The 24,375-nt window shown below is 72.0% G+C and carries 22 protein-coding genes; 5 read left to right on the top strand and 17 right to left on the bottom strand.

The genetic code is table 11. The features are described from left to right. Position 1: 1 nt before the first annotated feature. The 3 genes from htpX to glnA form a co-directional block, all read right to left on the bottom strand. Positions 2 to 919: a zinc metalloprotease HtpX gene (gene htpX, locus ABT296_RS27495; RefSeq protein ID WP_351931331.1), complete on the bottom strand. Its 918-nt coding sequence runs from the start codon at positions 917 to 919 to the stop codon at positions 2 to 4. A 100-nt stretch (positions 920 to 1,019) separates the two neighbouring features. Continuing rightward, positions 1,020 to 1,283: an SCO2583/SCO2584 N-terminal domain-containing protein gene (locus ABT296_RS27490; protein ID WP_351931330.1), complete on the bottom strand. Its 264-nt coding sequence runs from the start codon at positions 1,281 to 1,283 to the stop codon at positions 1,020 to 1,022. Positions 1,284 to 1,520: 237 nt separating this feature from the next. Continuing rightward, positions 1,521 to 2,930, bottom strand: coding sequence for a type I glutamate--ammonia ligase (gene glnA, locus ABT296_RS27485; protein WP_351931329.1), 1,410 nt, complete (start codon positions 2,928 to 2,930; stop codon positions 1,521 to 1,523). Positions 2,931 to 3,139: 209 nt separating this feature from the next. Here glnA and ABT296_RS27480 point away from each other — a divergent pair, with 209 nt between their 5' ends. Next, positions 3,140 to 3,607 (top strand): RDD family protein, encoded by a 468-nt coding sequence (locus ABT296_RS27480; protein WP_351931328.1) that lies wholly within the window; start codon positions 3,140 to 3,142, stop codon positions 3,605 to 3,607. 109 nt (positions 3,608 to 3,716) lie between these two features. On the opposite strand, the gene ABT296_RS27475 is transcribed toward ABT296_RS27480, so the two are convergent. From ABT296_RS27475 to lipB, 4 genes are all read right to left on the bottom strand, one after another. Beyond that, positions 3,717 to 4,415, bottom strand: coding sequence for a DUF4191 domain-containing protein (locus ABT296_RS27475; RefSeq protein WP_351931327.1), 699 nt, complete (start codon positions 4,413 to 4,415; stop codon positions 3,717 to 3,719). Between the two features lie 103 nt (positions 4,416 to 4,518). Continuing rightward, complete coding sequence (locus ABT296_RS27470) at positions 4,519 to 4,725, bottom strand: SCO2195 family GlnR-regulated protein (RefSeq protein ID WP_351931326.1); 207 nt, start codon at positions 4,723 to 4,725, stop codon at positions 4,519 to 4,521. Positions 4,726 to 4,999: 274 nt separating this feature from the next. Next, positions 5,000 to 5,965, bottom strand: coding sequence for a lipoyl synthase (lipA, locus tag ABT296_RS27465; RefSeq protein WP_351931325.1), 966 nt, complete (start codon positions 5,963 to 5,965; stop codon positions 5,000 to 5,002). Between the two features lie 106 nt (positions 5,966 to 6,071). Continuing rightward, positions 6,072 to 6,869: a lipoyl(octanoyl) transferase LipB gene (gene lipB, locus ABT296_RS27460; protein ID WP_351931324.1), complete on the bottom strand. Its 798-nt coding sequence runs from the start codon at positions 6,867 to 6,869 to the stop codon at positions 6,072 to 6,074. 233 nt (positions 6,870 to 7,102) lie between these two features. On the opposite strand from lipB, the gene ABT296_RS27455 reads away from it, so the two are divergent. Continuing rightward, positions 7,103 to 8,542 carry an NsdA family TPR-like regulatory protein gene (locus tag ABT296_RS27455; protein WP_351931323.1) on the top strand — a complete coding sequence of 480 codons (1,440 nt, stop codon included), beginning with the start codon at positions 7,103 to 7,105 and terminating at the stop codon, positions 8,540 to 8,542. A gap of 87 nt (positions 8,543 to 8,629) precedes the next feature. Here ABT296_RS27455 and ABT296_RS27450 read toward each other — a convergent pair whose 3' ends face one another. After that, on the bottom strand, positions 8,630 to 9,973 hold the full coding sequence (locus ABT296_RS27450) for an NAD(P)/FAD-dependent oxidoreductase (RefSeq protein ID WP_351931322.1): 1,344 nt from the start codon (positions 9,971 to 9,973) through the stop codon (positions 8,630 to 8,632). Between the two features lie 171 nt (positions 9,974 to 10,144). After that, entirely contained in the window at positions 10,145 to 11,041 is an 897-nt protein-coding gene (locus ABT296_RS27445) for a TIGR01777 family oxidoreductase (protein WP_351931321.1), read from the bottom strand. An 84-nt stretch (positions 11,042 to 11,125) separates the two neighbouring features. On the opposite strand from ABT296_RS27445, the gene ABT296_RS27440 reads away from it, so the two are divergent. Then, positions 11,126 to 11,629, top strand: a complete 504-nt coding sequence (locus ABT296_RS27440; protein WP_351931320.1) for a GNAT family N-acetyltransferase — start codon at positions 11,126 to 11,128, stop codon at positions 11,627 to 11,629. A gap of 150 nt (positions 11,630 to 11,779) precedes the next feature. Here ABT296_RS27440 and ABT296_RS27435 read toward each other — a convergent pair whose 3' ends face one another. Continuing rightward, complete coding sequence (locus tag ABT296_RS27435) at positions 11,780 to 12,964, bottom strand: MarP family serine protease (RefSeq protein ID WP_351931381.1); 1,185 nt, start codon at positions 12,962 to 12,964, stop codon at positions 11,780 to 11,782. Positions 12,965 to 13,128: 164 nt separating this feature from the next. Here ABT296_RS27435 and ABT296_RS27430 point away from each other — a divergent pair, with 164 nt between their 5' ends. Both ABT296_RS27430 and ABT296_RS27425 read left to right on the top strand, forming a co-directional pair. After that, positions 13,129 to 13,950 (top strand): peptidoglycan recognition protein family protein, encoded by an 822-nt coding sequence (locus ABT296_RS27430; protein WP_502977338.1) that lies wholly within the window; start codon positions 13,129 to 13,131, stop codon positions 13,948 to 13,950. 104 nt (positions 13,951 to 14,054) lie between these two features. After that, positions 14,055 to 14,258, top strand: a complete 204-nt coding sequence (locus ABT296_RS27425; protein ID WP_351931318.1) for a hypothetical protein — start codon at positions 14,055 to 14,057, stop codon at positions 14,256 to 14,258. Here ABT296_RS27425 and ABT296_RS27420 read toward each other — a convergent pair. From ABT296_RS27420 to lpdA, 7 genes are all read right to left on the bottom strand, one after another. Continuing rightward, positions 14,225 to 14,743: a DUF4240 domain-containing protein gene (locus ABT296_RS27420; protein ID WP_351931380.1), complete on the bottom strand. Its 519-nt coding sequence runs from the start codon at positions 14,741 to 14,743 to the stop codon at positions 14,225 to 14,227. The genes ABT296_RS27425 and ABT296_RS27420 overlap by 34 nt on opposite strands. Before the next feature lie 56 nt (positions 14,744 to 14,799). Further along, positions 14,800 to 15,858: a helix-turn-helix transcriptional regulator gene (locus ABT296_RS27415; RefSeq protein WP_351931317.1), complete on the bottom strand. Its 1,059-nt coding sequence runs from the start codon at positions 15,856 to 15,858 to the stop codon at positions 14,800 to 14,802. 86 nt (positions 15,859 to 15,944) lie between these two features. Then, complete coding sequence (gene aceE / locus ABT296_RS27410; RefSeq protein ID WP_351931316.1) at positions 15,945 to 18,650, bottom strand: pyruvate dehydrogenase (acetyl-transferring), homodimeric type; 2,706 nt, start codon at positions 18,648 to 18,650, stop codon at positions 15,945 to 15,947. A gap of 291 nt (positions 18,651 to 18,941) precedes the next feature. Continuing rightward, positions 18,942 to 19,574, bottom strand: coding sequence for a GntR family transcriptional regulator (locus ABT296_RS27405; protein WP_351931315.1), 633 nt, complete (start codon positions 19,572 to 19,574; stop codon positions 18,942 to 18,944). 370 nt (positions 19,575 to 19,944) lie between these two features. Further along, positions 19,945 to 21,012, bottom strand: a complete 1,068-nt coding sequence (locus tag ABT296_RS27400; RefSeq protein WP_351931314.1) for a hypothetical protein — start codon at positions 21,010 to 21,012, stop codon at positions 19,945 to 19,947. Positions 21,013 to 21,129: 117 nt separating this feature from the next. Beyond that, positions 21,130 to 22,908, bottom strand: coding sequence for a 2-oxoglutarate dehydrogenase, E2 component, dihydrolipoamide succinyltransferase (sucB, locus tag ABT296_RS27395; RefSeq protein ID WP_351931313.1), 1,779 nt, complete (start codon positions 22,906 to 22,908; stop codon positions 21,130 to 21,132). 68 nt (positions 22,909 to 22,976) lie between these two features. After that, positions 22,977 to 24,365 (bottom strand): dihydrolipoyl dehydrogenase, encoded by a 1,389-nt coding sequence (gene lpdA, locus ABT296_RS27390; RefSeq protein WP_351931312.1) that lies wholly within the window; start codon positions 24,363 to 24,365, stop codon positions 22,977 to 22,979. Between the last annotated feature and the right edge of the window lie 10 nt (positions 24,366 to 24,375).

Here is a 24,375-nt window from a genome sequence, read left to right as displayed (position 1 = left end):
GTCAGGCCCCTCCGGGAGCCGCCGCGTCACCCAGCTCGGCGGAGATCCGCCCCAGCTGTTCGAGCCGCTGCTCCAGGCTCGGGTGGGTGGAGAACATTCGGGCGAGGCCGGGGTCCCGGCCCAGCGCCGGGGTGAAGTAGAAGGCGTTGAACGCCTGCGCCGTGCGCAGGTCCTTCGTCGGGATCCGGGCGATGTCCCCGCTGACCTTGGTGAGCGCCGCCGCCAGCGCCGAGGGCCGCCCGGTGAGCAGCGCCGCCGCCCGGTCCGCCGCCAGCTCCCGGTATCGCGACAGGGCTCTGATCAGCAGAAAGCTGATCGCGTACACGGCGGCCGACACACCCAGTACGGCGGCGAGGGCGGCCGCGGTGTTCTGGTCCCGGCGTCCGCCGCCGAACAGCTGGCTGTAGAAGGCGAACCGCACGATCAGCCCGGCGACGACGCCGAGGAACGAGGCGATCGTGATCACGGCGACGTCCTTGTGCGCGACGTGCGACAGCTCGTGCGCCAGCACGCCCTCCAGCTCCTCGGGCTCCAGCCTGCGCAGCAGCCCGGTGGTCACGCAGACCACGGCGTGATCGGGGTTGCGGCCGGTGGCGAACGCGTTCGGCATGTCCATATCGGACACGGCCACGGCGGGCTTCGGCATGCCGGCCAGCGCGCTCAGCCGGTCCACCACCCCGTGCAGCTCGGGATACTCCTCGCGCTCCACGACCCGCCCGCGCATCGCGAACAGCGCCATCCGGTCGGAGAACCAGTACTGAGCCCCGAGGAACCCCGCGGCGACCACCACGACCAGCACCCACGACTTCAGCAGCACGATCAGCGCGGCCACGAAGGCCACGTACAGCAGACCGAGCAGGAACAGCGTGATCCCCATCCGGGCGGTCAGCCGCCGGTCGCTCGCAAAGCGACTCCGCATCCGCATCACCCCGCAGTCAGGCACTCGTCCCACTGCCAGTGTGCATCGCCGCACGTTCAAGGGTCGGCCCGGAACGTGCCCCGGGCCGGCAAAGGCTCTCTCAGTAGGAGGAGCCCCGCAGATTCACGTACCCGAGCAGCACGATGACCGCCGCGACACAGCCCAGCACCACGACGGTGGAGATCCACGACCGGTGCCGGCCCCGGCGCACCGGATCGGGGTCACCGCGGAAGGGCACCGGTCCGGGCGGGTTCGCCTTCCAGCGCGCGGCCAGCATCCGGGCCCGCGCCGAGGGTTCCTTGTGCTCGGCGTCATCGGCCCACTTGATGTCGAACTCCCGCTCGCCATCACCCTGTTCGGACATCCCCGTGACCCTTCTCGAACATCAGTGCCCTCCACGATACGCCGAGCACTCCTGCCCGTCTGTTCAGTTCGGGTAAGACTCCGCACATCCGCCGGCCGGGCCCGAGACGGTGCGGAACCGGGCGGGACCGCCGCCCGGAAACGACCATCGGCCGTGTCCTCCCGGCGAGGGGAGGACACGGCCGATGGCCCAAGACGGCCCAGGCGGCGCGGAAAACCGCGCTGACCTGGGGTGATGTCACACGTCGAAGTACAGCTCGAACTCGTGCGGGTGCGGGCGCAGCTGGAGCGGGGCGATCTCCGTGGTGCGCTTGAGGTCGATCCACGTCTCGATCAGGTCCGGCGTGAAGACGTCGCCCTGGAGGAGGAACTCGTGGTCGCGCTCCAGCGAGTCGAGGACGGCCGGGAGCGAGGTCGGGACCTGGGCCACGTTCGCGTGCTCCTCGGGAGCCAGCTCGTAGAGGTCCTTGTCGATCGGCTCGGCCGGCTCGATCTTGTTCTTGATGCCGTCCAGACCCGCCAGCAGCAGGGCCGAGAAGGCCAGGTACGGGTTGCCGGAGGAGTCGGGCGCGCGGAACTCGACGCGCTTGGCCTTCGGGTTGGAGCCCGTGATCGGGATGCGCATGGCCGCGGAGCGGTTGCGCTGCGAGTACACCAGGTTGATCGGCGCCTCGAAGCCCGGCACCAGGCGGTGGTAGGAGTTCACCGTCGGGTTGGTGAACGCCAGCAGCGACGGGGCGTGCTTGAGGATGCCGCCGATGTAGTAGCGGGCGGTGTCCGACAGGCCCGCGTAGCCGGCCTCGTCGTAGAACAGCGGGTCGCCGTTGGTCCACAGCGACTGGTGCACGTGCATGCCCGAGCCGTTGTCGCCGAAGATCGGCTTCGGCATGAAGGTCGCGGTCTTGCCGTTGCGCCAGGCCACGTTCTTCACGATGTACTTGAAGAGCTGGAGGTCGTCCGCGGCGGCGAGCAGCGTGTTGAACTTGTAGTTGATCTCGGCCTGGCCGGCGGTGCCCACCTCGTGGTGCTGGCGCTCGACCTTCAGGCCCTGGCGGTCCAGCTCCAGGGAGATCTCGGCGCGCAGGTCGGCGAAGTGGTCGACCGGCGGGACCGGGAAGTAGCCGCCCTTGTAGCGGACCTTGTAACCACGGTTGTTCTCGACGGCGCCGGTGTTCCAGGCGCCCGCCTCGGAGTCGATGTGGTAGAAGGACTCGTTCGCGCTCGTGGAGAAGCGGACCGAGTCGAAGACGTAGAACTCGGCCTCCGGACCGAAGTACGCGGTGTCCGCGATACCGGTCGAGGCGAGGTACGCCTCCGCCTTCTTCGCCACGTTGCGCGGGTCACGGGAGTACTGCTCGCCCGTGATCGGGTCGTGGATGAAGAAGTTGACGTTGAGCGTCTTGTCGCGGCGGAAGGGGTCGACCCGGGCGGTCGACAGGTCCGCGCGCAGCGCCATGTCGGACTCGTGGATGGCCTGGAAGCCGCGGATCGACGATCCGTCGAAGGCGAGCTCCTCGTCCGGGTCGAACGCCTCGACGGGCACCGTGAAGTGCTGCATGACGCCCGGCAGGTCGCAGAACCTGACGTCGACGAACTTGACGTCCTCGTCCGCGATGAACTTCTTGGCCTCGTCGGCGTTCTGGAACATCCAGCTCCTCCTACTCCCGACCGTCCGTGCCGGGGTGGTAGTTCGTTCGTGCGGCCAGTGCGGTGGCACAGTCTGACCTCGACCCTAGGGATGCGTGATTTCTCGTGCGTGACCCAATTGTTTCGCACAAGTTAACCGGTCCCTGTTCCACCGTAGCCCGACGCACCCCGGCTGTCCTGGGTCATATACGGGCGCAGTACCTTGGACGGGTGGACAACAGGCAAGCAATCGGATCGTGGCTCTCCGGCCCCCGCGCGGCCATGGAAGAGGCCGGTGTCGACTTGGGCTACCGGGGCGAGCAGCTCGGTCTGCCGGAGCACGGGCCGGGCTCCGTCGCCCGCCCCGGCCGCCGGCTCGGGGCCCTGGCCGTGGACTGGGGCCTGTGCCTCTTGATCGCATACGGCCTGATCACCCAGGGCTATGACTCGGTGACCGGGAACTGGGCGTTGCTGCTGCTCTTCCTGATGAGCGCCCTGACGGTCGGCACCGTCGGCTTCACTCCGGGTAAGCGGCTCTTCGGGCTCAGGGTCGTCGCCCTGGAGACCGGCCGGGTCAACCCGCTGCGGGCCGCGCTGCGCAGCGTGCTGCTCTGCCTCGCCGTACCGGCCCTGGTCTGGGACCGCGACGGCCGGGGCCTGCACGACCGCCTGGCCCGCACGGTGCAGGTCCGCATCTGACCCGCACCCGGCACGCGCGGAGGTCGTCCGGCACGCGCACACGCAGAACGGAGGGGGCGCCCGGTGAATCCGGGCGCCCCCTCCGTGTCGTGTAGTCGAGGAGGGACGGTCAGCGGGCCTTTCCACCCTTGGGGAGCTTCATGCCCTTGGGCATCGGCCCCTTGGGCAGCGGCATGTTGCTCATCAGGTCGCCCATGGCCCGCAGCCGGTCGTTGGTCGCGGTCACCTGGGGGCCGGAGAGCACGCGCGGCAGCTTCAGCATCGTCGTGCGCAGCTTCTTCAGCGGGACCTGCTCCTCGCCGGTGCCGACGATCAGGTCGTGCACGGGCACGTCCGCGACGATGCGGTTCATCTTCTTCTTCTCGGCGGCCAGCAGGCTCTTGACCCGGTTCGGGTTGCCCTCGGCGACCAGGACGATGCCGGCCTTGCCGACGGCCCGGTGCACCACGTCCTGGCTGCGGTTCATCGCCACCGCGGGGGTGGTCGTCCAGCCTCGGCCGATGTTGTCCAGGACGGCCGCGGCGGCGCCCGGCTGTCCCTCCATCTGCCCGAAGGCCGCCCGCTCGGCCCGGCGCCCGAACACGATCGCCGTCGCGAGGAAGGCGAGGAGCAGGCCCAGGATGCCGAGATAGATGGGGTGCCCGATCAAGAAGCCGATCGCGAGGAAGACACCGAAGGTGACAATTCCGACAGCCGCGAGTACAAGACCGATCAGCTTGTCGGCCTTGCGGGTCATCTTGTAGGTCAGAGCGATCTGCTTCAGTCGCCCGGGGTTCGCAGCGTCCGCTGCGGTTTCCTTCCTCGCCATGCCGTGAAGTCTACGTGGCCCCAGGAGCGGCGACGACGGCAGTGCCCGGCGGGGAGGCCGGGAGGGAAGGCGGGGGGAGGCCCCGTGGGGAGGGGCGCGTGGATCAGGGGCGGGTACGGGCGGAGAGCGTCTGGTCCAGTACGCGCTGCGCCTCGACCCGGTCCTTGGCGCGGCGGCGGTCCTCCAGGACGGAGGTCCAGGCGTTCTGGCGGGCGGTGCGCTGGCCGCCGCTCATCAGCAGCGACTCGACGGCGCGCAGTGCGGTGGAGAAGGACGGAATGGCGGTGGCACGGACCGGCGCGGCCTGCATGGTGGAGGTCCCCCCTCGAAGCGGTTCCCGGAGATGGAGTGCGCGTGGCGTGAAGCCAGGTTCACAGACTGGTGTTACCAGGGCGTGACTGACCGGTCAAACGGCAATGAAGCCCTGTGAGGTGTCTCGGAAACACCGGCGCGGCCCCGCCATGTGCCCTCAACTGGGAAAATGGTCGGGACCGCACCGAATCGGCCGTTACCGACCGGTAGTTGCTTGTGCGTGACTTCACACGCGCGCACTCTCCGTGCTGGGCAAGGAGAGTGATGGTGCGTCAGACCGCCTGGGAGGCGATGTAGGCGCCGCGCTTCTCCACGGCCATCTGATACAGGCGTCCGGCGCGGTAGGAGGAGCGGACGAGGGGGCCGGACATGACGCCGGAGAAGCCGATCTGCTCGGCCTCGTCCTTGAGCTCGACGAATTCCTGGGGCTTGACCCAGCGCTCGACGGGGTGGTGCCGGACGGAGGGGCGCAGGTACTGGGTGATGGTGATGAGTTCGCAGCCGGCGTCGTGGAGCTGGCGCAGGGCCTCGCTGACCTCTTCGCGGGTCTCGCCCATGCCGAGGATGAGGTTGGACTTGGTGACCAGGCCGAAGTCGCGGGCTTCGGTGATGACCCTGAGGGAGCGGTCGTAGCGGAAGCCGGGGCGGATGCGCTTGAAGATCCGCGGGACGGTCTCGACGTTGTGGGCGAAGACCTCGGGGCGGGATGCGAAGACCTGCTGGAGGAGTTCGGGGACGGCGTTGAAGTCGGGGGCGAGGAGTTCGACCTTGGTGGGGCCGGTTTCGCGGGAGGCGGTCTGCTGGTGGATCTGGCGGACGGTCTCGGCGTAGAGCCAGGCGCCGCCGTCGTCGAGGTCGTCGCGGGCGACGCCGGTGATGGTGGCGTAGTTGAGGTCCATGGTGACGACGGACTCGCCGACGCGGCGGGGTTCGTCGCGGTCGAGGGCCTCGGGCTTGCCGGTGTCGATCTGGCAGAAGTCGCAGCGGCGGGTGCACTGGTCGCCGCCGATGAGGAAGGTGGCCTCGCGGTCCTCCCAGCATTCGTAGATGTTGGGGCAGCCGGCTTCCTGGCAGACCGTGTGCAGGCCCTCGCTCTTCACGAGTTTCTGCATGGCGGTGTACTCGGGACCCATTTTCGCCCGGGTCTTGATCCACTCGGGCTTGCGCTCGATGGGGGTCTGGGCGTTCCGGACCTCCAGGCGCAGCATCTTGCGTCCGTCGGGTGTGACTGCGGACACATCGGCTCCCTGTAACTTCGATTCTTCGGCGTACACCAGGGTACGCCCGTGTTTGCTCGGCCCCGCTGTGAGGCCAACCTCATGGCCGCAGGTCTGATTCCCGCGCTCAGACGGCCGTCCGCTCGATCTCCCGCGGCTTGAGGTCCGCGCCGCCGAGGATGTCCGTCAGGTGGCGCTCCACGACCGGCAGGACCTCGTCCATGGTCACGTCCCGGCCCAGCTCGGCGGCGAGGGAGGCGACGCCGGCGTCCCGGATGCCGCACGGGATGATCCGGTCGAACCACTTGTTGTCGGGGTTCACGTTCAGCGCGAAGCCGTGCATGGTGACGCCCTTGGCGACCCGGATGCCGATCGCCGCGATCTTGCGGTCCTCGCGGCGCTGGCCCGCGTTGGAGGGGGCGTACTCGGGGCCGTTGAGCCGGGGGTCGAACTCGTCGTCGTGGAGCCGGGGGTCGAAGTCCAGGGACAGCCCGCCGAGGGCCGGCCGCGACTCGACCGGGTCGCCCAGCACCCACACGCCGCTGCGGCCCTCGACCCGGCTGGTCTCCAGGCCGAACTCCGCGCAGGTGAGGATCAGGGCCTCCTCCAGCCGCCGTACGTGCGCCACCACGTCCACCGGACGCGGGAGCTTCTGGATCGGGTAGCCGACCAGCTGGCCCGGTCCGTGCCAGGTGATCTTGCCGCCGCGGTCCACGTCGATCACCGGGGTGCCGTCCAGCGGCCGCTCGTTGTCCGCCGTGCGCCGGCCCGCCGTGTAGACCGGCGGGTGTTCGAGCAGCAGCACGGTGTCGGGGGCCTCGTCGGCGAACCGCGCCGCGTGCACCCGGCGCTGCTCGTCCCAGGCCTCCTGGTAGTCGACGGCGTCGGGGCCGAACCCCATACGGACGAACCGCAGCTCACTCACGGCAAGCGCCTCCCTGGACGACGTAAGGCACGAACGGTGCCTACGCCACTGTACGACTGCCCTTCGGGCGTCAGCTCCGGGGCTAATCCTCACACGATCGGATGAACGGGTGGGGAAGTGTGCGACCGCCTGCTCACTCTCCGCTACATTCACGCCGTTCGCAGAGGCCATAAGGGCTGCTCACAGGCAATCCGGGCAAGTCAGAGCCCGGAAGGCAGGAGACCGCACCGCAGATGACGGAACGACCCGCGCAGCGCACTCCCAACCGACAGCTCGCCGCGCTCATCGCCGAAGCGGGGTTCTCCAACGCGGGTCTCGCCCGACGTGTGGATCAGCTCGGACTCGAACACGGGCTGGACCTGAGATACGACAAGACATCCGTGACCCGGTGGCTGCGCGGACAGCAGCCGCGCGGCACCACCCCCGCCCTCATCGCCGAGGTCTTCACCCGCCGCCTCGGACGCCGGCTCACCGCCCAGGACCTCGGCCTGGACGCCTGCGCCCCCGTCTACGCCGGCCTGGAGTTCGCCGCCACTCCCGAGGAGGCCGTCGACATCGTCAGCGGCCTGTGGCGCAAGGACTCCGGCAGCCACGCCGAGCTGCGCAAGATCGCCTTCACCCCGGCCGGGCTCGTGGTGCCGAGCCGGGACTGGCTGATCGGCCGGGCCGACGACCGGGTCGCGCACGGCGAGACGGTCGTCAGGGTGCCCGTTCAGCCCGGCCGGCCGGCCGTGCCCCGCCAGCGCGGCCAGGCCGAACGCGGCCCCGGCCAGCGGGTCACCGGCGGCGACATCAGCGCGCTGCGCTCGGTCGGCGAACTCTTCCGCACCCTCGACAACATGTACGGCGGCGGCCACGCCCGGCAGGCCCTGGTCCGCTACCTGGAGCACGAGTGCGAGCCCATGCTGCGCGGCACCTACGGCGAGCAGACCGGCCGCCGGCTCTTCGCCGCCGCCGCGGACCTGACCCGGCTGGCCGGCTGGACCTCGTACGACATCGCCGCGCACGGCCTCGCCCAGCGGTACTACGTGCAGTCGCTCCGGCTGGCGCAGGCGGCCGGGGACCGGGCGTACGGCTCCTACGTCCTGGTGACCATGAGCCGCCAGGCCGTCTATCTCGGGCACGGCCGGGAGGCGGTGCAGCTGGCGCGGGTCGCCCAGCAGGGCGTCGGCACCAACGCCCCGCCCACCGTCCAGGCGCTGCTGCACTCGGCCGAGGCGCGCGGGCACGGGGTGCTGGGGGAGGTGCGGGCGTGCACGGCCTCGCTGGTGCGGGCCGAGCGCGCGCTGGAGGCGGTCCGGCCCGGTGACGACGTGCCGCACTGGGCGCGCTTCTTCGACGAGGCCCAGCTGGCGGACGAGTTCGGGCACTGCCACCGGGACCTCCAGCAGTTCCGGGCCGCGGCCCAGCACGCCGAACGCTCGCTCCAGCTGCGCGCCCCGGCCTTCGCCCGCAGCCGCCTGTTCTGCCGGATCGTCCTCGCCTCCGCCCGGCTGGGCCTCGGCGAACTCGACCAGGCGTGCAACCTGGGCGCGGAGGCGGCGGGCCAGGCCGCGGAGATGCGGTCGGTCCGGGCGGTGGAGTACATCAGGGACTTCGAGCGCAGGCTGGAGCCCTACAAGGACGCGGCACCGGTGCGCGGCTACCGGGACAAGGTGGCGGCCCTGGTCTGACGGCACGCCGGGCACCGCCGGCCCCCGGCACCGGCGGTACCCGCGCACCCCCCGTTCACCGTCCTCGCGGGAGGGCGGTGAACGGCGTCACGCCGCTCTCGGCACCGAGGGCAGCGGGTCGGCCCGGTGCAGGGAGCCCGCCGCGCCCAGGTCCGCCACCAGGGCACGGGCCGCGCGGCTCGCCGAGTGCAGGGCGCCCTGGACCGTGCCGGTGTCGCGGTGGTCGCCGCAGACGTACAGCCCCGCCAGCAGGCGCACCGGCCGGTGCGGGTCGTGCGGGGGCCGCAGGACGGGGACCGCCTCGGGCGTGTGATGGACCGCGAGGGTCTCCCAGCGGGCCGTGGACATGCCGTACAGCCGGGCCAGATGGGTGCGGACCGCGGCGTCGAGGTCCGCGGGCGGGGGCCCGAGGACCGTCGACGACACCAGGGCCCGGCCCGCCGGCGCCCGGGTCGGGTCCACCGCGCTCAGCACCGCCGTGTGCGCCACCGGTCCGCCCCGGTCGGCGTCGAGCAGCAGCGCCCCGCCGGTCGCCGGCGCCTCGTCGGTCGTGTGGTGGACCACCGTCACCGGGAGCCCGTCCGGCACCCGCAGCCCCGGCAGCAGCTCCGCCGCGGAGCGCGCGCCGGTGGCCAGCAGGACCGCCCGGCACCGGAAGACGCCGTGCTCGGCCGTGGTCACCGAGGTGGTGGAGACCGAGGTGACCCGCACCCCGGTGTGCACGGTCCCGGCCGGCAGCGACCGCGCGAGCAACTGCGGCAGCACCTCCGCGCCCCCCTCCGGCACGCACAGCCGCCCGCTCGCGAAGGAGTGCAGCGCCAGATCCGCGCACCGGCCGGACACCGTCAGCTCCGGATCGCACAGCAGGGCCGCGAGCAGCGGCCGCAGAAAACCGTCGACGGTACGGGCGGACAGCCCGCGGGCCGCCAGCGCCCGGCCGGCCGGAGCGTCCGGACGGGCCAGCAGCCGGCCCGCGGGCGTACCCGCGATCCGGGCCAGCGCGGCGGCGAGCCGGGCCTGGTCGACCGCGGTCCCCAGCGGTGTGCGCGGCGCCGACACCGGCCGGGGGGCGCTCGCCAGGGCGCGCACCGCGTGGAGTGCGCCCCTTGCGCCACCCTGGGCCGCCGGGGCGCCCACCCGGTGCCGGCGCCCGTCGCTGTGCAGCAGAACCCCTGGGGCGAAAGCGCTCAGGGCGAGCGCGTCGAGTCCCGGCGTCAGCCGTAGCTCGGGATACGACGTGGACATCAACTGCCCGATGCGGTCGAGCCGGAAGCCGTCGACCTTCTCGGTCGCCATGCGGCCGCCCACGTCATGGGCGGCCTCCAGGACTGCGGTCGTCATTCCTGCGCTGGTCAGCCGTTGCGCCGCCGCGAGGCCGGCGATCCCGGCTCCCACCACGACGACGTCCGCCTGGTACGCGGGCTCAAGCACGTGCCCCTCCTCGAGGTTGCGCGGCCGGTGGAGACGTCATGCCCCCAACCGGCTCCGGGGATACCCGAGTTCGCGTCGAGGTTAGGGCGGAGACCGGTCAGCGGAAGTCGCGCATCGACAGGGCACGGTCGCACGGCGGTCGCATACGGACACGCGCACGGGCCGGCCGACTCACAGCGCGGCGCGCAGCGCCCCCTCGATGTCCGGGAACTCGAACGTGAACCCCGACTCCGACAGCCGCCTGGGCACCACCCGTTGACTGCCGAGCACATCCTGGGCCATCTCCCCGAGCACCGCCTTCAGCGCCGCCGACGGCACCGGGAACGGCGTCGGCCGGCCCAGCACCCGCCCCATCGCCGCCGTGATCTCCCGGTTGGTCAGCGGCTGCGGAGCGGTCACGTTGAACGGCCCCGACAGCCCCTCGGTCGCCAGCAGATACCTGATCGCGGTCACCTCGTCGTGCAGCGAGACGTACGACCAGTACTGCCGCCCGTCGCCCATCCGCCCCCCGAGCCCCGCCTTGAACAGCGGGATCAGCCGCTGCCAGGCGCCGCCGTCCCGGGACACCACGAGTCCGGTGCGCACGAACACCGTCCGCACCCCCGCCTGCCGCGCCGGATCCGCGGCACCCTCCCACTCCACGCACAGCTCCGGCAGGAACCCCTCACCGGGCGGCGCGTCCTCGTCGACGATCCGGTCGCCGGTCTCCCCGTAGTAGCCGATCGCGCTCCCGGACACGAACACCCGCGGCGGCTCGTCCAGCGCCGCCATCGTCTCGGCGAGCGCCGCCGTGCCCAGCACCCGGCTGTCCCTGATCCGCTTCTTGTACGCATCCGTCCAGCGCCGCGAACCCACCCCGGCCCCGGCCAGGTTGACCACCGCGTCGCACCCGGCGAGCCCGGCCGCGTCCACGGACCGGGCCTCGGGGTCCCAGCGGACCTCGTCCGGTCCCCGCGGCGCCCGCCGCACCAGACGCACCACCTCGTGCCCGTCGCCCGTCAGCGACCGCACCAGCGCGCCGCCGATCAGCCCGGAGGCACCCGCCACCGCGATCCTCGAATGTTCCATGTCCCCATCCTCTGCCCGAGGTTCTCGAACACCAGGCACAAACGCCTGGTCAGCCCGGCCGCTTCCGGTCGTAGGGTGACCCCCATGCCCGCAACACGCCGACAGCCGCCGCACATACGCACCGCGCAGCCCGACGACGAGAAGGCGCTGGCCCGCCTCGACCATGACACCTGGTCGACGCTGCACGCGGTCACGCCCCGCCCGCAGGACCCGACGGGCCCCTTCTTCGACGAACGCCACCAGCCCGAGGACTACCTCGTCGCCGAACTCGCCGGCCTGGTCGTCGGCTACATCAGGATCGTCTGCCCCACTCGGCTCGCCTCTCACGCGCACGTCCGCCAGATCCAGGGCCTGGCCGTCCTGGAGGAGGCGCGCGGGCACGGCGTCGGACGCGCCCTGATCCGGGCGGCCGTCGCCGAGGCCCGCGGCCGCGGCGCCCGCCGCCTCACCCTGCGCGTCCTCGGCCACAACGCCCCGGCGCGGGCGCTCTACGCCTCCGAGGGCTTCACCGTGGAGGGCGTCCACCCCGAGGAGTTCCGCCTGGACGGCACCTACGTCGACGACGTCGTCATGGGGCTCCGTCTGTGAACCGGTCGGCCGCCGCGGCGGACCGCCGCCGGCGCACCGCCAGCGCCAGCGCGGCCCCCGCCAGCAGCAGGGAGATCAGGAAGAACACGGTCACGACAGTCTCCGAGGGGTGAGGCCGACCGGTCCTTCATCATCGGGGAGCGGACCGCCCTACGAGGTGATCAGGTCGCCCGTGTCCACCGGCGCCGTCGCCTTCGCCGCCCGCTCGGCGTCCTCGGCCACCTCCGCAGCGGTCAGGACGTAGCCGGTCTCGTCGTCGGAGGTGGAGCGGGCGAAGACCACCCCGTACACCCGGCCCCCGGTGGTCAGCAGCGGGCCGCCGGAGTTGCCGGGGCGGACGGTGGAGCGGATCGAGTAGATCTCCCGGGTCACCGTCCCGTCGCTGTAGATGTTCTGCCCCGTCGCCCGCACCCGGTTCGCCACCGTGGCCGCCTGGAGGTCCAGGTCGCCGTCGTTCGGATAGCCGGCCACGACCGCCGAGTCGCCGCGCTCCGCGTCGTCGACGAACCGCAGCACCGGCGCCCGCAGATCCGGCACGTACAGCACCGCCACGTCCTTCTGCGGGTCGAAGAGCACCACCCGTGAGGCGTACGCCCGCCCCACCCCGCCGACCCGCACGGTCGGCTCGTCGAGTCCGGCCACCACATGGGCGTTGGTCATCACATGCCGCGGCGCGTACACGAAACCGCTGCCCTCGCGGCCCTGGGTGCCCGAGACCCCCTCGACCTTGACCGTGCTGCGCTTCGCCGCGCCCGTGGCCGCCGCGGTGACGCTGTCGCCGGTGGGCCGCGCCACCTCGGCCGTCGACTCGTTCTCGAAGGGGTTGAACACCTGCGGGAAGCCCGCCTCGGTGAGCGCGGAGGTGGCCCGCGCGAACCAGCCGGGCGTGGTGTCCGGCATCGCGTCCTGCACCGTCCCCAGCAGCCGGGAGTCCCGGATCGCCGACGTCAGCAGCGGCGACGAGGACGCGGCCAGCACGCTCGCCGCGACCCAGGCCACGATCAGCACCGCGACCGAGTTCGCCACGGCCCCGCCGACCCCGTCGGCCACCCGCAGCGGCCCCTCGGGCAGCTCCCGGCGCAGCCGCAGCGCCAGCCGCCCCGCCAGCTCGTGCCCCACCCCGGCCGGCAGCAGCACCGTCACCACCGCGGTCACCGTCGCCGTCGTCGTCCCCGGTGCCACCGGGTCCATCACCCAGGGCAGCAGCCACACGCCCACGACCGCGCCGCCCACGAACCCGGCGAGCGAGAGGCACCCGGCGAGCAGCCCGCGCCGGTAGCCGGAGGCCGCGTAGGCCAGGACGGCGAGCAACAGCACGATGTCGAGCAGGTCCACGGAGCCGCCTTTCTCTCGGACCATCCAGTACGCACGGAACGGGTCCGGTGATCAGCCGCACGCGCGTGCGTGCACCTCGGGAAACGCCGCAGAGCGGGACGATGGTTCCACCGGGTGGCAGAGCACACATCGCGGGCGGAGCGGATCCGTCGGACAGTGGGCCCATGCGTGTCCTGCGACCGGCCTTGCGAAGAGCACGTGGAGTGCGGCGACGATGCGTCGAGCGGATACCCGGCACCCCCGCCGCCGTCGCACTCGGCTGCCTGCCGGGGCTGGCCGCCGTGACGGCGCTGCTCCTGTGCGCGAGCGGCGTGGAACGCCCCGACCCGGCCGCCGCCCGGCCCCAGGCGGCCCGCCACGCCGCCGGCCACACGGCGGCCCGCCCGGCCGTCGTACCGCGCTCCCAGTGGCTCGACGCCGACACCCGGCGCGAACAGCCCCCGCCCCGCTACGACGACCGGGTCGTCGCCGTCTTCGTCCACCACACCGACTCGCCCAACGGCTACGACTGCGCCGACGCCCCGCGCATCATCCGCCACCTGTACGCGGGCCAGACGGGCTCCCGGGACTGGGACGACATCGGCTACAACTTCCTCGTCGACCGCTGCGGCACCATCTACGAGGGCCGCGCCGGCGGCATCGCCCGCCCGGTCACCGGCGCCCACACCCAGGGCTTCAACCACCGGACCGCCGGCATCGCCGCCCTCGGCACCTTCACGGCCGGCGCCGAGGTGCCCAGGGCGATGACCGACTCCATAGCCGCGCTCGCAGCCTGGAAGCTCGGCCTGTCCGACACCGACCCCCGCGCACGGGTGCGCCTGGTCTCCAGCAACAACTACAGCCGCTACCCCAAGGGCGTCTCGGCCACCCTGCCCACGATCGCCGGCCACCAGGACGGCTACATGACCAGCTGCCCCGGCGCCGCCCTCGCCGCCCGCCTCCCCGAGATCCGCGACCGGGCCGCCCGCTTCCAGGGCCGCGACTGAGCCCACGCTCCTGCGGGTCCACAGGAGCGCCACAGCCCACCCGCAGGGCACTCAGATCCCACCGCCCTACCGTCGTGAGCACAGGCCGACCGGAGGTGGGGATCATGAACAGTGCGAGCGTGAGCGGCAGCGGGGTCTGGGCGGTGGTCTGCGCGGTCGCGACCGTCGTCCTCGGACCGGCCGCCGTGACGGCGTCCGCCCTCGACCGGGCCAACGCGGCCCCGCCGCACCAAGCGGTGAAGGCCGGACAGCCCGCGGAGACCGCGCGCCCGGCTCAGTCCCGGAACCGCTCCCAGAGCCTCGGGTAGCGGTCCGCGAGGGCACCCTCGTTCTCCAGGTCGACAGGGGCGCCCTCCGGCTCCGCGGCGGCGGGCGGGATGCCTAGGTCGGGCGCGACGGTCCCGGTGAGCTGTTCGTAGGCCTCGTCGGCCGCGTAGCCCAGCTCCTCGCCGTCGCCGTCGAACTCCTCGTCGAACTCGTCCAGCAGCTCGGCGAGGGAGTCCGGATCGTGCACCCCGCCCTCGTACACGTCCCGGCCCTGGCCGATCAGCCAGCACCGGAAGAAGTCGAAGGCGTCGTCGCTGGCGCCGTCCAGCAGCACCCAGGCGGCACCCCACAGACCCCAGGTGTACGCGCGGTTGTAGCGGGCCTCGAAGTGGCGGGCGAAGTCCAGGACCATCTCCGGGTCCAGCGTCAGGAGCCGGTCCACGAGCAGGTCGGCCTGCTCCTCGGGGTCCCCCTCGGCGCCCTCGCGGGCGGCGTCCACCAGCTCCCAGAACTCCGTCTCGTCCATCACGGGTCCAGCATCGGCCCTGCACGGGTGGGGCGCACGCGGAGTGCGGCGGATTGTTATCGGGCGTCCGGCGAGCCGTCGACGGCGCCCCCGGAGCCGGACGGAGCGTCCGGCGAGCCGTCGACGGCGCCCCCGGAGCCGTACAGCACCGCCAGTCGGCGCGCGTCGGCCGCGAACCGTGCCCGCAGGCCCGCCGGGGCCAGCACCTCGATCTCGGGCCCCAGCGAGGCGAACTGGCTGTGCGCCACCTCCTCCGACTCCACCGGCAGCGTCACGGTCACCCACCCGTCCCCGTCCGGCTCGCCCGCCCGCGCCAGCGCCTCCCCGGCCGCCCGCGGATCGACGAGGTGCCCCAGCCGGCGCGCCCCGGCCGGGGACAGCCGTACCACGGTCTCGACGCGCAGCAGGGACCGCGCGAACTCCTCGGCCCGCTCGGCCCAGAACCCGGGCAGATCGAACTCCTCGTCCCGCTCGAACCGCTCCCGCCCGCCCTCGACGGATCCGACCCCGGTGAACCGGTCGACGCGGTACACCCGGTAGGTCCCGTGCCCGGCGACCCGGGCGCACAGGTACCAGACGCCCGCCTTCAGCACGAGCCCGTACGGTTCCAGCTCCCGCCGCACCTCGCCCTCGCCCCGCCGGTACACCGCCAGGACCCGCCGGTCGTCCCACACCGCCTCGGCGACGGCCGGCAGCAGCGCCGGGGTCTCCGGCTCCGCGAACCAGCCGGGCGCGTCCAGATGGAACCGCCGGGCGGCGCTGCGGGAGGCGTCGCGCACCGACGGCAGCAGCGCGGCCGACACCTTCAGCTCGGCGGCCGAGGCGGCGTCCTGCAGCCCCATGTCGCGCAGCGCCCCCGGCACCCCGGAGAGGAACAGCGCCTCGGCCTCACCGCGGGCCAGCCCCGTCAGCCGCGTCCGGTACCCGCCGATCAGCCGGTAGCCCCCGACCCGCCCCCGGTCCGCGTAGACCGGCACCCCGGCCTCCGACAGCGCCTGCGCGTCCCGGGTGACCGTCCGCTCGGACACCTCCAGCTCCCGCGCCAGCTCGGCGGCGGTCATCGAGGGCGTCGACTGGAGCAGCAGGACCATTTTGATCAGACGGGCGGCACGCATACCCCCATCGTGCCCGCCCGCACCGACACCGAAGGGGGCACGGCCGCCGCCGTACCCCCTTCGATCGACCTCCGGTCAGCCCGGGATCACAGACCGTACTTCTCGCGGGCTTCCTTCACCGCCGTCGCCTTGGCCTCGCCGCGCCGGGCGAGCTGGGCCAGGGCGGCGACCACGATGGACTCGGCGTCGACACCGAAGTGGCGGCGGGCCGCCTCGCGGGTGTCCGACAGACCGAAGCCGTCGGCGCCCAGCGAGGACCAGTCCTGCTCGACCCACTGCGCGATCTGGTCCGGGACCTGGCGCATGTAGTCGGAGACCGCCAGCACCGGGCCCTCGGCGCCCTGGAGCGCCTGACGGACGAACGGCACCCGCTCCTCGCCGCGCAGCAGGGCCGCGTCGGCCTCCAGCGCGTCGCGCCGCAGCTCGGTCCAGGAGGTGGCCGACCACACGTCCGCGGCCACGCCCCACTCCTCGGCGAGCATCCGCTGCGCCTTCAGCGCCCAGTGGATCGCCGTGCCGGAGCCCAGCAGCTGGATGCGCGGCGCGTTGGCGACCGGGCTGAGACCGGCCGACTCGGCGGTGTTGAAGCGGTACAGGCCCTTGACGATGCCCTCGTCGACACCGGCCGGCTTCGCGGGCTGCTGCATCGGCTCGTTGTAGACGGTCAGGTAGTAGAAGACGTCCTGGTCCTCGCCCGGCGCGGCCTCGCCGTACATCCGGCGCAGACCCTCCTTGACGATCGCCGCGACCTCGTAGGCGAACGCCGGGTCGTACGTCAGTGCCGCCGGGTTGGTCGCCGCGATCACCGGGGAGTGGCCGTCGGCGTGCTGGAGACCCTCACCCGTCAGCGTCGTACGGCCGGCGGTGGCGCCGACCAGGAAGCCGCGGCCGAGCTGGTCGCCGAGCTGCCACATCTGGTCGGCCGTGCGCTGCCAGCCGAACATCGAGTAGAAGATGTAGAACGGGATCATCGTCTCGCCGTGCGTGGAGTACGCGGTGGACGCGGCGATGAAGTCGGCCATCGAACCGGCCTCGGTGATCCCCTCGTTGAGGATCTGGCCGTTCTTGGCCTCCTTGTAGTACATCAGCTGGTCACGGTCGACCGGCTCGTACGTCTGGCCCTTGGGGGAGTAGATCCCGAGCGACGGGAACAGCGACTCCATACCGAAGGTGCGCGCCTCGTCGGGGACGATCGGCACCCAGCGCTTGCCGGTCTCCTTGTCGCGGACCAGGTCCTTGACGAGCCGGACGAACGCCATCGTGGTGGCGACGTTCTGCGAGCCGGAGCCCTTGTCGAAGGAGGCGAACGCCTTCTCGGCGGGCGCGGGCAGCGGAGCGACGGGGTGGACCCGGCGGGCCGGGGCCGGACCGCCGAGGGCCGCGCGGCGCTCCTGGAGGTAGCGCACCTCGGCGGAGTCGGCGCCCGGGTGGCCGTAGGGGACCTGGCCGTCGGCGAAGGCGCTGTCGGAGATCGGCAGCTCCAGCAGGTCGCGCATCGTCTTGAACTCGTCCACCGAGAGCTTCTTCATCTGGTGGTTGGCGTTCTTCGACGCGAAGCCCTCGCCCAGGGTGTGGCCCTTGACCGTCTGGGCCAGGATCACGGTCGGCGCGCCCTTGAACTCGACGGCGGCCTTGTAGGCGGCGTAGACCTTGCGGGCCTCGTGGCCACCGCGGGAGAGGTGGAAGCACTCGAGGATCTTGTCGTCGGACAGCAGCTGGGCCATCTTGGCCAGCTCGGGGTCCTTGCCGAAGAAGTCCTCGCGGATGTAGGCGGCGCCGCGGGTCTGGTACGTCTGCACCTGGGCGTCCGGTACCTCGCGCAGCCGGCGTACCAGCGCGCCGGTGGTGTCGAGCTGGAACAGCTCGTCCCAGGCCGTGCCCCACAGCGTCTTGATGACGTTCCAGCCGGCGCCGCGGAACTGGGCCTCCAGCTCCTGCACGATCTTGAAGTTGGCGCGGACCGGACCGTCGAGGCGCTGCAGGTTGCAGTTGATGACGAAGGTCAGGTTGTCCAGGCCCTCGCGGGAGGCGAGCGCGAGCGCCGCCGTCGACTCGGGCTCGTCCATCTCGCCGTCGCCGAGGAACGCCCAGACGTGCGAGGCGGAGACGTCCTTGATGCCGCGGTTGGTCAGGTACCGGTTGAAGCGCGCCTGGTAGATGGCGGAGAGCGGACCCAGACCCATGGAGACGGTCGGGAACTCCCACAGCCAGGGCAGCCGGCGCGGGTGCGGGTACGAGGGCAGGCCGTTGCCGCCGGACTCCTGGCGGAAGTTGTCCAGGTGCTGCTCGCCGAGCCGGCCGTCGAGGAAGGCGCGGGCGTAGATACCGGGGGAGGCGTGGCCCTGGATGTAGAGCTGGTCGCCGGAACCGGCGGCCTCGCCGCTCTCCTTGCCCCGGAAGAAGTGGTTGAAGCCCGTCTCGTAGAGCCAGGCCGCGGAGGCGAAGGTGGCGATGTGGCCGCCGACGCCGTACTTGCTGCCGCGGGTCACCATGGCGGCCGCGTTCCAGCGGTTCCAGGCGGTGATCCGGCGCTCCATCTCCTCGTCACCCGGGACGGCGGTCTCGGAGGAGGTGGGGATGGAGTTGACGTAGTCGGTCTCGAGCAGCTTGGGCAGCGCGATGCCGTTGCCCTCCGCGCGCTCCAGTGTGCGGCGCATCAGGTAGGCCGCACGGTGCGGGCCGGCCGCCTGGGCGACCGCGTCCAGCGAGGCCTGCCATTCGGCGGTCTCCTCCGGGTCGCGGTCGTGGAGCTGGTCGAGCTCGCTCGGCTGGATGGCGTTGGGGTCGGTCATGTCGCCGCCTTCCTCAGTCGAAGGGGGTTCCCTCACGGGTAAGGGTTCGGGGGTGCCCTTGGTCTTTGGCAGGACAGGGCGCGGGCTCCGGTGGAAGCCCGTCGAGGACTGTAACTCGCTGATCGATGATCGATCAAAGGGTTCCGGTCGAAAACCTCTTGATCACGAGAAAGTCGGCACGGGGTGCCTCCGGCGGTGGCACCCGGTGACGCTCCGGGGAGGGGTTTTCGCAGGTGGGGAGGCCGATTGAGCGGGGGTCCGCTCGGGTGAACCCGGGGCTGGGGCTGGGGGCTACTCGTCCTCGTGGCGCGGGGCGCAGCCCAGTACGTGGGACTTCACGATGTCCGCGATACGGGGATCGCGGCGGCGGAAGGCGGCGAGCAGCTCCTCGTGCTCCTCCGCGTACGACTGCTGCACGGTCCCCAGCCAGCGGATCGACAGCGCCGTGAACACCTCGATGCCGAGCCCCTCCCAGGTGTGCAGCAGCACGGAGTTCCCGGCCGCCCGCACCAGCTCCCGGTGGAAGCCGACGGTGTGCCGCACCTGGGCGGTCCCGTCGGCGAGCCGGTCGGCCTCGTACAGCGCGGCGACGTGCGGCTCCAGCGCCGAGCAGTCCTCCGCGAGCCGCCCGGCGGCCAGCTCGGCGGCGATGGCCTCGAGCCCCGCCCGCACCGGATAGCTCTCCTCCAGGTCGGCGGCGGTCAGATTCCGTACCCGCACGCCCTTGTTGGGCGCCGACTCGATCAGCCGCAGCGACTCCAGCTCGCGCAGCGCCTCCCGCACGGGCGTCTGGCTGACCTCCAGCTCGGTCGCGATCCGCCGCTCCACGATCCGCTCGCCCGGCTGCCAGCGTCCGCTGATGATCCCTTCCAGGATGTGCTCGCGGATCTGTTCGCGCAGCGAGTGGACGACGGGCGCGGTCATGAGGGCTCCTTAGGGCGCGCGTTTGACGTTTAGACAATAAGGCCGCGAGCCCTTCGCGCAGGGGCGCACAGGGGCCCTTTCGCGCAGGTGAGACGAGACTTACACGGTTGCCGGTACGGGGGCGGGGGTGAGGGGGCCCGCGGAAGGGGGCGGAATCCGGCTGGCCTCCGGAGATCCGGAGCGCTAGGAAGCGGTTTCTTGCGCAGGCGCGCGGCGAGTCCATTGCTGCGCGGCTTGCCGGGCGCTCTGGAGCACGGCCGTCCCGGCCGGCGCCCCGGGCGTGGCGCGCAGCTCGGGCAGGCAGCCCTTTAGCACCGCCGCCGCTACGGCGATGCTGTGCGCGGTGCCCACGGAGGGGCGGTGGGAGTGGCTATTGCGAGGTGGGGGCCGTCAGGAGGCTGTGGAGGAGGGTGCCCAGGGCTGGGGCGTGTTGCGGGGAGCGGGAGATGAGGGTGGTGATCTCGGTCAGGGCGCGGTTTTTGCCGGAGGGGGTGGGGTCGGGGAAGGGGAGGAGGGAGTCGTAGGGGGCGTTCGCGAGGATCGCTGACATGGCCAGGTGGACGGTGCCAGTGAACTGGGCCTGGTGAACGAGGAGTTCGAGCAGGGCGCAGGATTCGAGCAACTCGGGATCGGGCGTGGTCAGCAGGGTTTGGATGCGTTCGTTCAGCGCGGGGCGTTTTGCTGCGTAGGTGTAGGCGGTGGGGATTCCGTCGGCGCGGGCGAGGAGGACGAGCGAGTGGTGGACGGCGGCTTCGACTGACTCGCTGGTGGCGGTGAGTAGTTCGGTTGCCTGTTGGTGGAGGAGTTCTGCAGCGTGGTCGGTGAGGTACGCCTGGGATTCCTCCCAACTCGGGCATTCGAGCCAGGTGCTGAGCAGTTCTCCCGTGATGTACGGACGGAAGGCGGCGTCAGGGTTGTTGGCCGTGGCGGCTTGGGCGATACGGAGGTGTTGCTCGGCCACTTCGTGGGCTAGGGCGAGTTCTTCGAGGGCGAGCGCGAATTCCGGGGAACGGAGTTGGTGCTCATGCGCATTCCAGAAGGCGCGGGACTCTGCCCAGGTGGGGCACTGGAACCAGATGATGGCCAGCTCGAACGCGGCCTGTGGGAGATCCAGCCACGCCGGGGGCACTGCGCCGGTTGCGGTTTGCCATTCGGTGCGTACTTGCGCCGCGCCTGTCTCGGTGGTGTGAGCGACGTCGCGCAGGGCGTCTCGGACGGCGAGAACCACGGGCCCCAGGTCCTCCGGAACCTGCTGGAGGAGGTCGACCAGGGTGTGGATGCCTGATGCGGGGTCTCCGTGGACGATCTGGAATTGGGCTCGCTGGACCGTGATTTGACGTGCAGCCGTTGGGTGGGCGCTCAGGGAGCCCTCGGCTTGGGAGCAGGCGGCCAGGGTGTGCTCGGTCGGTGCTGGGACGGCGAGGTTGTTGAGGGACATGGCGAGGTCGGGGAGGTAGGCGGCGGGGTTGGCTTCGGCGAGGGTGCGGCAGGGAGAAATGCGGCGCCCCCGCCCGGAGGAGTCCGGACGGGGGCGCCGTACAGGCACTGCGGCTGGTTACAGGCCGAGCTCGACCTCGAACTCGCCCGCCTCCAGGATCGCCTTGACGGCCGTCAGGTAACGGGCCGCGTCGGCGCCGTCCACCAGACGGTGGTCGTAGGAGAGGGTCAGGTACGTCATGTCGCGGACGCCGATGACCGTGCCCTCCTCCGTCTCGATCACGGCGGGACGCTTGACCGTCGCGCCGATACCGAGGATCGCGACCTGGCCCGGCGGCACGATGATCGTGTCGAACAGGGCACCGCGCGAACCGGTGTTGGAGATGGTGAAGGTCGCGCCCGACAGCTCGTCCGGCGTGATCTTGCTGGCCCGGACCTTGCCCGCCAGGTCGGCGGTGGCCTTGGCGATACCGGCGAGGTTGAGGTCGCCGGCGTTCTTGATGACCGGGGTCATCAGGCCCTTCTCGGAGTCCACCGCGATACCGATGTTCTCGGTGTCGAAGTAGGTGATGGTCCCCTCGGCCTCGTTGATCCTGGCGTTGACCGGCGCGTGCGCCTTCAGCGCCTGGGCCGCGGCCTTGACGAAGAACGGCATCGGGGAGAGCTTGACGCCCTCACGGGCCGCGAACGAGTCCTTGGCGCGGGCGCGCAGCTTCATCAGACGCGTGACGTCGACCTCGACGACCGACGACAGCTGCGCCTGCTCGTGCAGCGCCTTGACCATGTTGTCGCCGATGACCTTGCGGATGCGGGGCATCTTGACGGTCTGGCCGCGGAGGGGGGAGACCTCCAGCGCCGGGGCCTTCCTGGCGGCCGGGGCGGCGGCAGCGGCGGCCGGAGCCGGGGCCGCGGCCTTCGCGGCCTCGGCGGCGGCGAGGACGTCCTGCTTGCGGATACGGCCGCCGACGCCGGTGCCCTTGACCGAGCCCAGGTCGACACCGTTCTCGGCGGCGAGCTTGCGCACCAGCGGGGTGACGTAGGCACCCTCGTCGGTGGCCTGCGCGGCGGGAGCGGGCGCGGCCGGGGCGGCGGCAGCGGGGGCCGGAGCCGGGGCGGCCGGAGCGGGCGCCGGGGCCGGAGCGGCCACCGGAGCGGGCGCGGGGGCCGGAGCGGCGGGAGCCGGAGCCGGAGCGGCGGGGGCCGCCGGGGCCGGAGCCGGAGCGGCCGGCGCGGGGGCCGGGGCCGCGGGAGCCGGAGCGGCGGCCGGAGCCGCGCCCGGGGCGCCGATGACGGCGAGCTTGGCGCCGACCTCGGCCGTCTCGTCCTCGCCGACCACGATCTCCAGGAGCACACCGGAGGTGGGCGCAGGGATCTCGGTGTCGACCTTGTCGGTGGAGACCTCCAGCAGCGGCTCGTCGGCCTCGACGCTGTCGCCGACCGACTTCAGCCAGCGGGTCACGGTGCCCTCGGTGACGGACTCGCCGAGCGCGGGCAGGACGACGTCCGTGCCCTCGGCGGAGCCGCCGCCGGTGGCGGCCTCGGCGGTGGGAGCCGGGGCCGGGGCGGCCTGCTCGGTGGAGGGGGCGGCAGCGGCCGGAGCCGGCTCGGGAGCCGCGGCGGGCTCGGCGGCCGGGGCGGGCTCGGCGGCGGGCGCGCCGGAGCCGTCGTCGATGACGGCCAGCTCGGCGCCGACCTCGACCGTCTCGTCCTCGGCGACCTTGATGGAGGCCAGGATGCCGGCGGCGGGGGAGGGGATCTCGGTGTCGACCTTGTCGGTCGACACCTCGAGCAGCGGCTCGTCGGCCTCGACGCGCTCGCCCTCGGCCTTCAGCCAGCGGGTGACAGTGCCCTCGGTGACGCTCTCACCGAGCGCCGGAAGGGTTACGGAAACCGCCATGGTTTCGGTTGCTCCTAACGGATTTGCGGAAGTCTGTGTCGTCGCTTCGACGGGTGTCGACCGAGGGGTCAGTCGTGCGAGTGAAGCGGCTTGCCGGCCAGGGCCAGGTGCGCCTCGCCGAGCGCCTCGCTCTGCGTCGGGTGGGCGTGGATGAGCTGGGCGACCTCGGCGGGCAGCGCTTCCCAGTTGTAGATCAGCTGGGCCTCGCCGACCTGCTCGCCCATGCGGTCGCCGACCATGTGGACGCCGACCACGGCACCGTCCTTCACCTGGACGAGCTTGATCTCGCCCGCGGTGTTGAGGATCTTGCTCTTGCCGTTGCCCGCCAGGTTGTACTTCAGAGCGACGACCTTGTCCGCGCCGTAGATCTCCTTGGCCTTGGCCTCGGTGATGCCGACGGAGGCGACCTCGGGGTGGCAGTAGGTCACCCGGGGGACACCGTCGTAGTCGATCGGGACGGTCTTCAGGCCGGCCAGACGCTCCGCCACCAGGATGCCCTCGGCGAAGCCGACGTGCGCGAGCTGGAGGGTCGGGACGAGGTCACCGACGGCGGAGATGCTCGGGACGTTGGTGCGCATGTACTCGTCGACCAGGACGTAGCCGCGGTCCATCGCGACGCCCTGCTCCTCGTAGCCGAGACCGGCGGAGACCGGGCCGCGGCCGACGGCGACCAGCAGGACCTCGGCCTCGAACTCCTTGCCGTCGGCGAGGGTGACCTTCACGCCGTCCTGGGTGTACTCGGCCTTCTGGAAGAAGGTGCCCAGGTTGAACTTGATGCCGCGCTTGCGGAACGCGCGCTCCAGCAGCTTGGAGGAGTTCTCGTCCTCGACCGGCACGAGGTGCTTGAGGCCCTCGATGACGGTGATGTCCGTGCCGAAGGACTTCCACGCCGAGGCGAACTCGACGCCGATGACACCGCCGCCCAGGACGATCGCGGACTTGGGCACGCGGTCCAGGACGAGGGCGTGGTCGGAGGAGATGATGCGGTTGCCGTCGATCTCCAGGCCCGGCAGCGACTTCGGCACGGAGCCGGTCGCCAGCAGGACGTGGCGGCCCTGGACGCGCTGCCCGTTCACGTCGACGGAGGTGGGGGAGGACAGCCGGCCCTCGCCCTCGATGTACGTCACCTTGCGGGAGGCGACCAGGCCCTGGAGACCCTTGTACAGGCCGGCGATCACGCCGTCCTTGTACTTGTGGACCCCGGCGATGTCGATGCCCTCGAAGGTGGCCTTCACGCCGAACTGCTCGCTCTCGCGGGCCTGGTCGGCGACCTCACCGGCGTGCAGCAGAGCCTTGGTGGGGATGCAACCCCGGTGCAGGCAGGTACCGCCGACCTTGTCCTTCTCGATCAGGGCGACGTCCAGGCCCAGCTGCGCCCCGCGCAGGGCCGCGGCGTACCCGCCACTACCACCGCCGAGGATCACTAGGTCGAAAACGGTGCTGGCGTCGTTCGCCACGTCACGTCCT

It is taken from the genome of Streptomyces sp. NPDC000983 (assembly GCF_040299205.1).
GTDB lineage: Bacteria > Actinomycetota > Actinomycetes > Streptomycetales > Streptomycetaceae > Streptomyces.
This window is presented reverse-complemented; position numbering and strand designations above follow the sequence as displayed.

Coding starts and splice junctions, on each gene's coding strand:
- htpX (WP_351931331.1), bottom strand. CDS start 919: ATGCGGAGTCGCTTTGCGAGCGACCGGCGGCTGACCGCCCGGATGGGG.
- sucB (WP_351931313.1), bottom strand. CDS start 22,908: ATGGCGGTTTCCGTAACCCTTCCGGCGCTCGGTGAGAGCGTCACCGAG.
- glnA (WP_351931329.1), bottom strand. CDS start 2,930: ATGTTCCAGAACGCCGACGAGGCCAAGAAGTTCATCGCGGACGAGGAC.
- ABT296_RS27490 (WP_351931330.1), bottom strand. CDS start 1,283: ATGTCCGAACAGGGTGATGGCGAGCGGGAGTTCGACATCAAGTGGGCC.
- ABT296_RS27470 (WP_351931326.1), bottom strand. CDS start 4,725: ATGCAGGCCGCGCCGGTCCGTGCCACCGCCATTCCGTCCTTCTCCACC.
- ABT296_RS27400 (WP_351931314.1), bottom strand. CDS start 21,012: ATGTCCCTCAACAACCTCGCCGTCCCAGCACCGACCGAGCACACCCTG.
- ABT296_RS27440 (WP_351931320.1), top strand. CDS start 11,126: ATGCCCGCAACACGCCGACAGCCGCCGCACATACGCACCGCGCAGCCC.
- ABT296_RS27420 (WP_351931380.1), bottom strand. CDS start 14,743: ATGGACGAGACGGAGTTCTGGGAGCTGGTGGACGCCGCCCGCGAGGGC.
- aceE (WP_351931316.1), bottom strand. CDS start 18,650: ATGACCGACCCCAACGCCATCCAGCCGAGCGAGCTCGACCAGCTCCAC.
- ABT296_RS27445 (WP_351931321.1), bottom strand. CDS start 11,041: ATGGAACATTCGAGGATCGCGGTGGCGGGTGCCTCCGGGCTGATCGGC.
- ABT296_RS27430 (WP_502977338.1), top strand. CDS start 13,129: ATGCGTGTCCTGCGACCGGCCTTGCGAAGAGCACGTGGAGTGCGGCGA.
- ABT296_RS27475 (WP_351931327.1), bottom strand. CDS start 4,415: ATGGCGAGGAAGGAAACCGCAGCGGACGCTGCGAACCCCGGGCGACTG.
- ABT296_RS27405 (WP_351931315.1), bottom strand. CDS start 19,574: ATGACCGCGCCCGTCGTCCACTCGCTGCGCGAACAGATCCGCGAGCAC.
- ABT296_RS27425 (WP_351931318.1), top strand. CDS start 14,055: ATGAACAGTGCGAGCGTGAGCGGCAGCGGGGTCTGGGCGGTGGTCTGC.
- ABT296_RS27455 (WP_351931323.1), top strand. CDS start 7,103: ATGACGGAACGACCCGCGCAGCGCACTCCCAACCGACAGCTCGCCGCG.
- ABT296_RS27415 (WP_351931317.1), bottom strand. CDS start 15,858: ATGCGTGCCGCCCGTCTGATCAAAATGGTCCTGCTGCTCCAGTCGACG.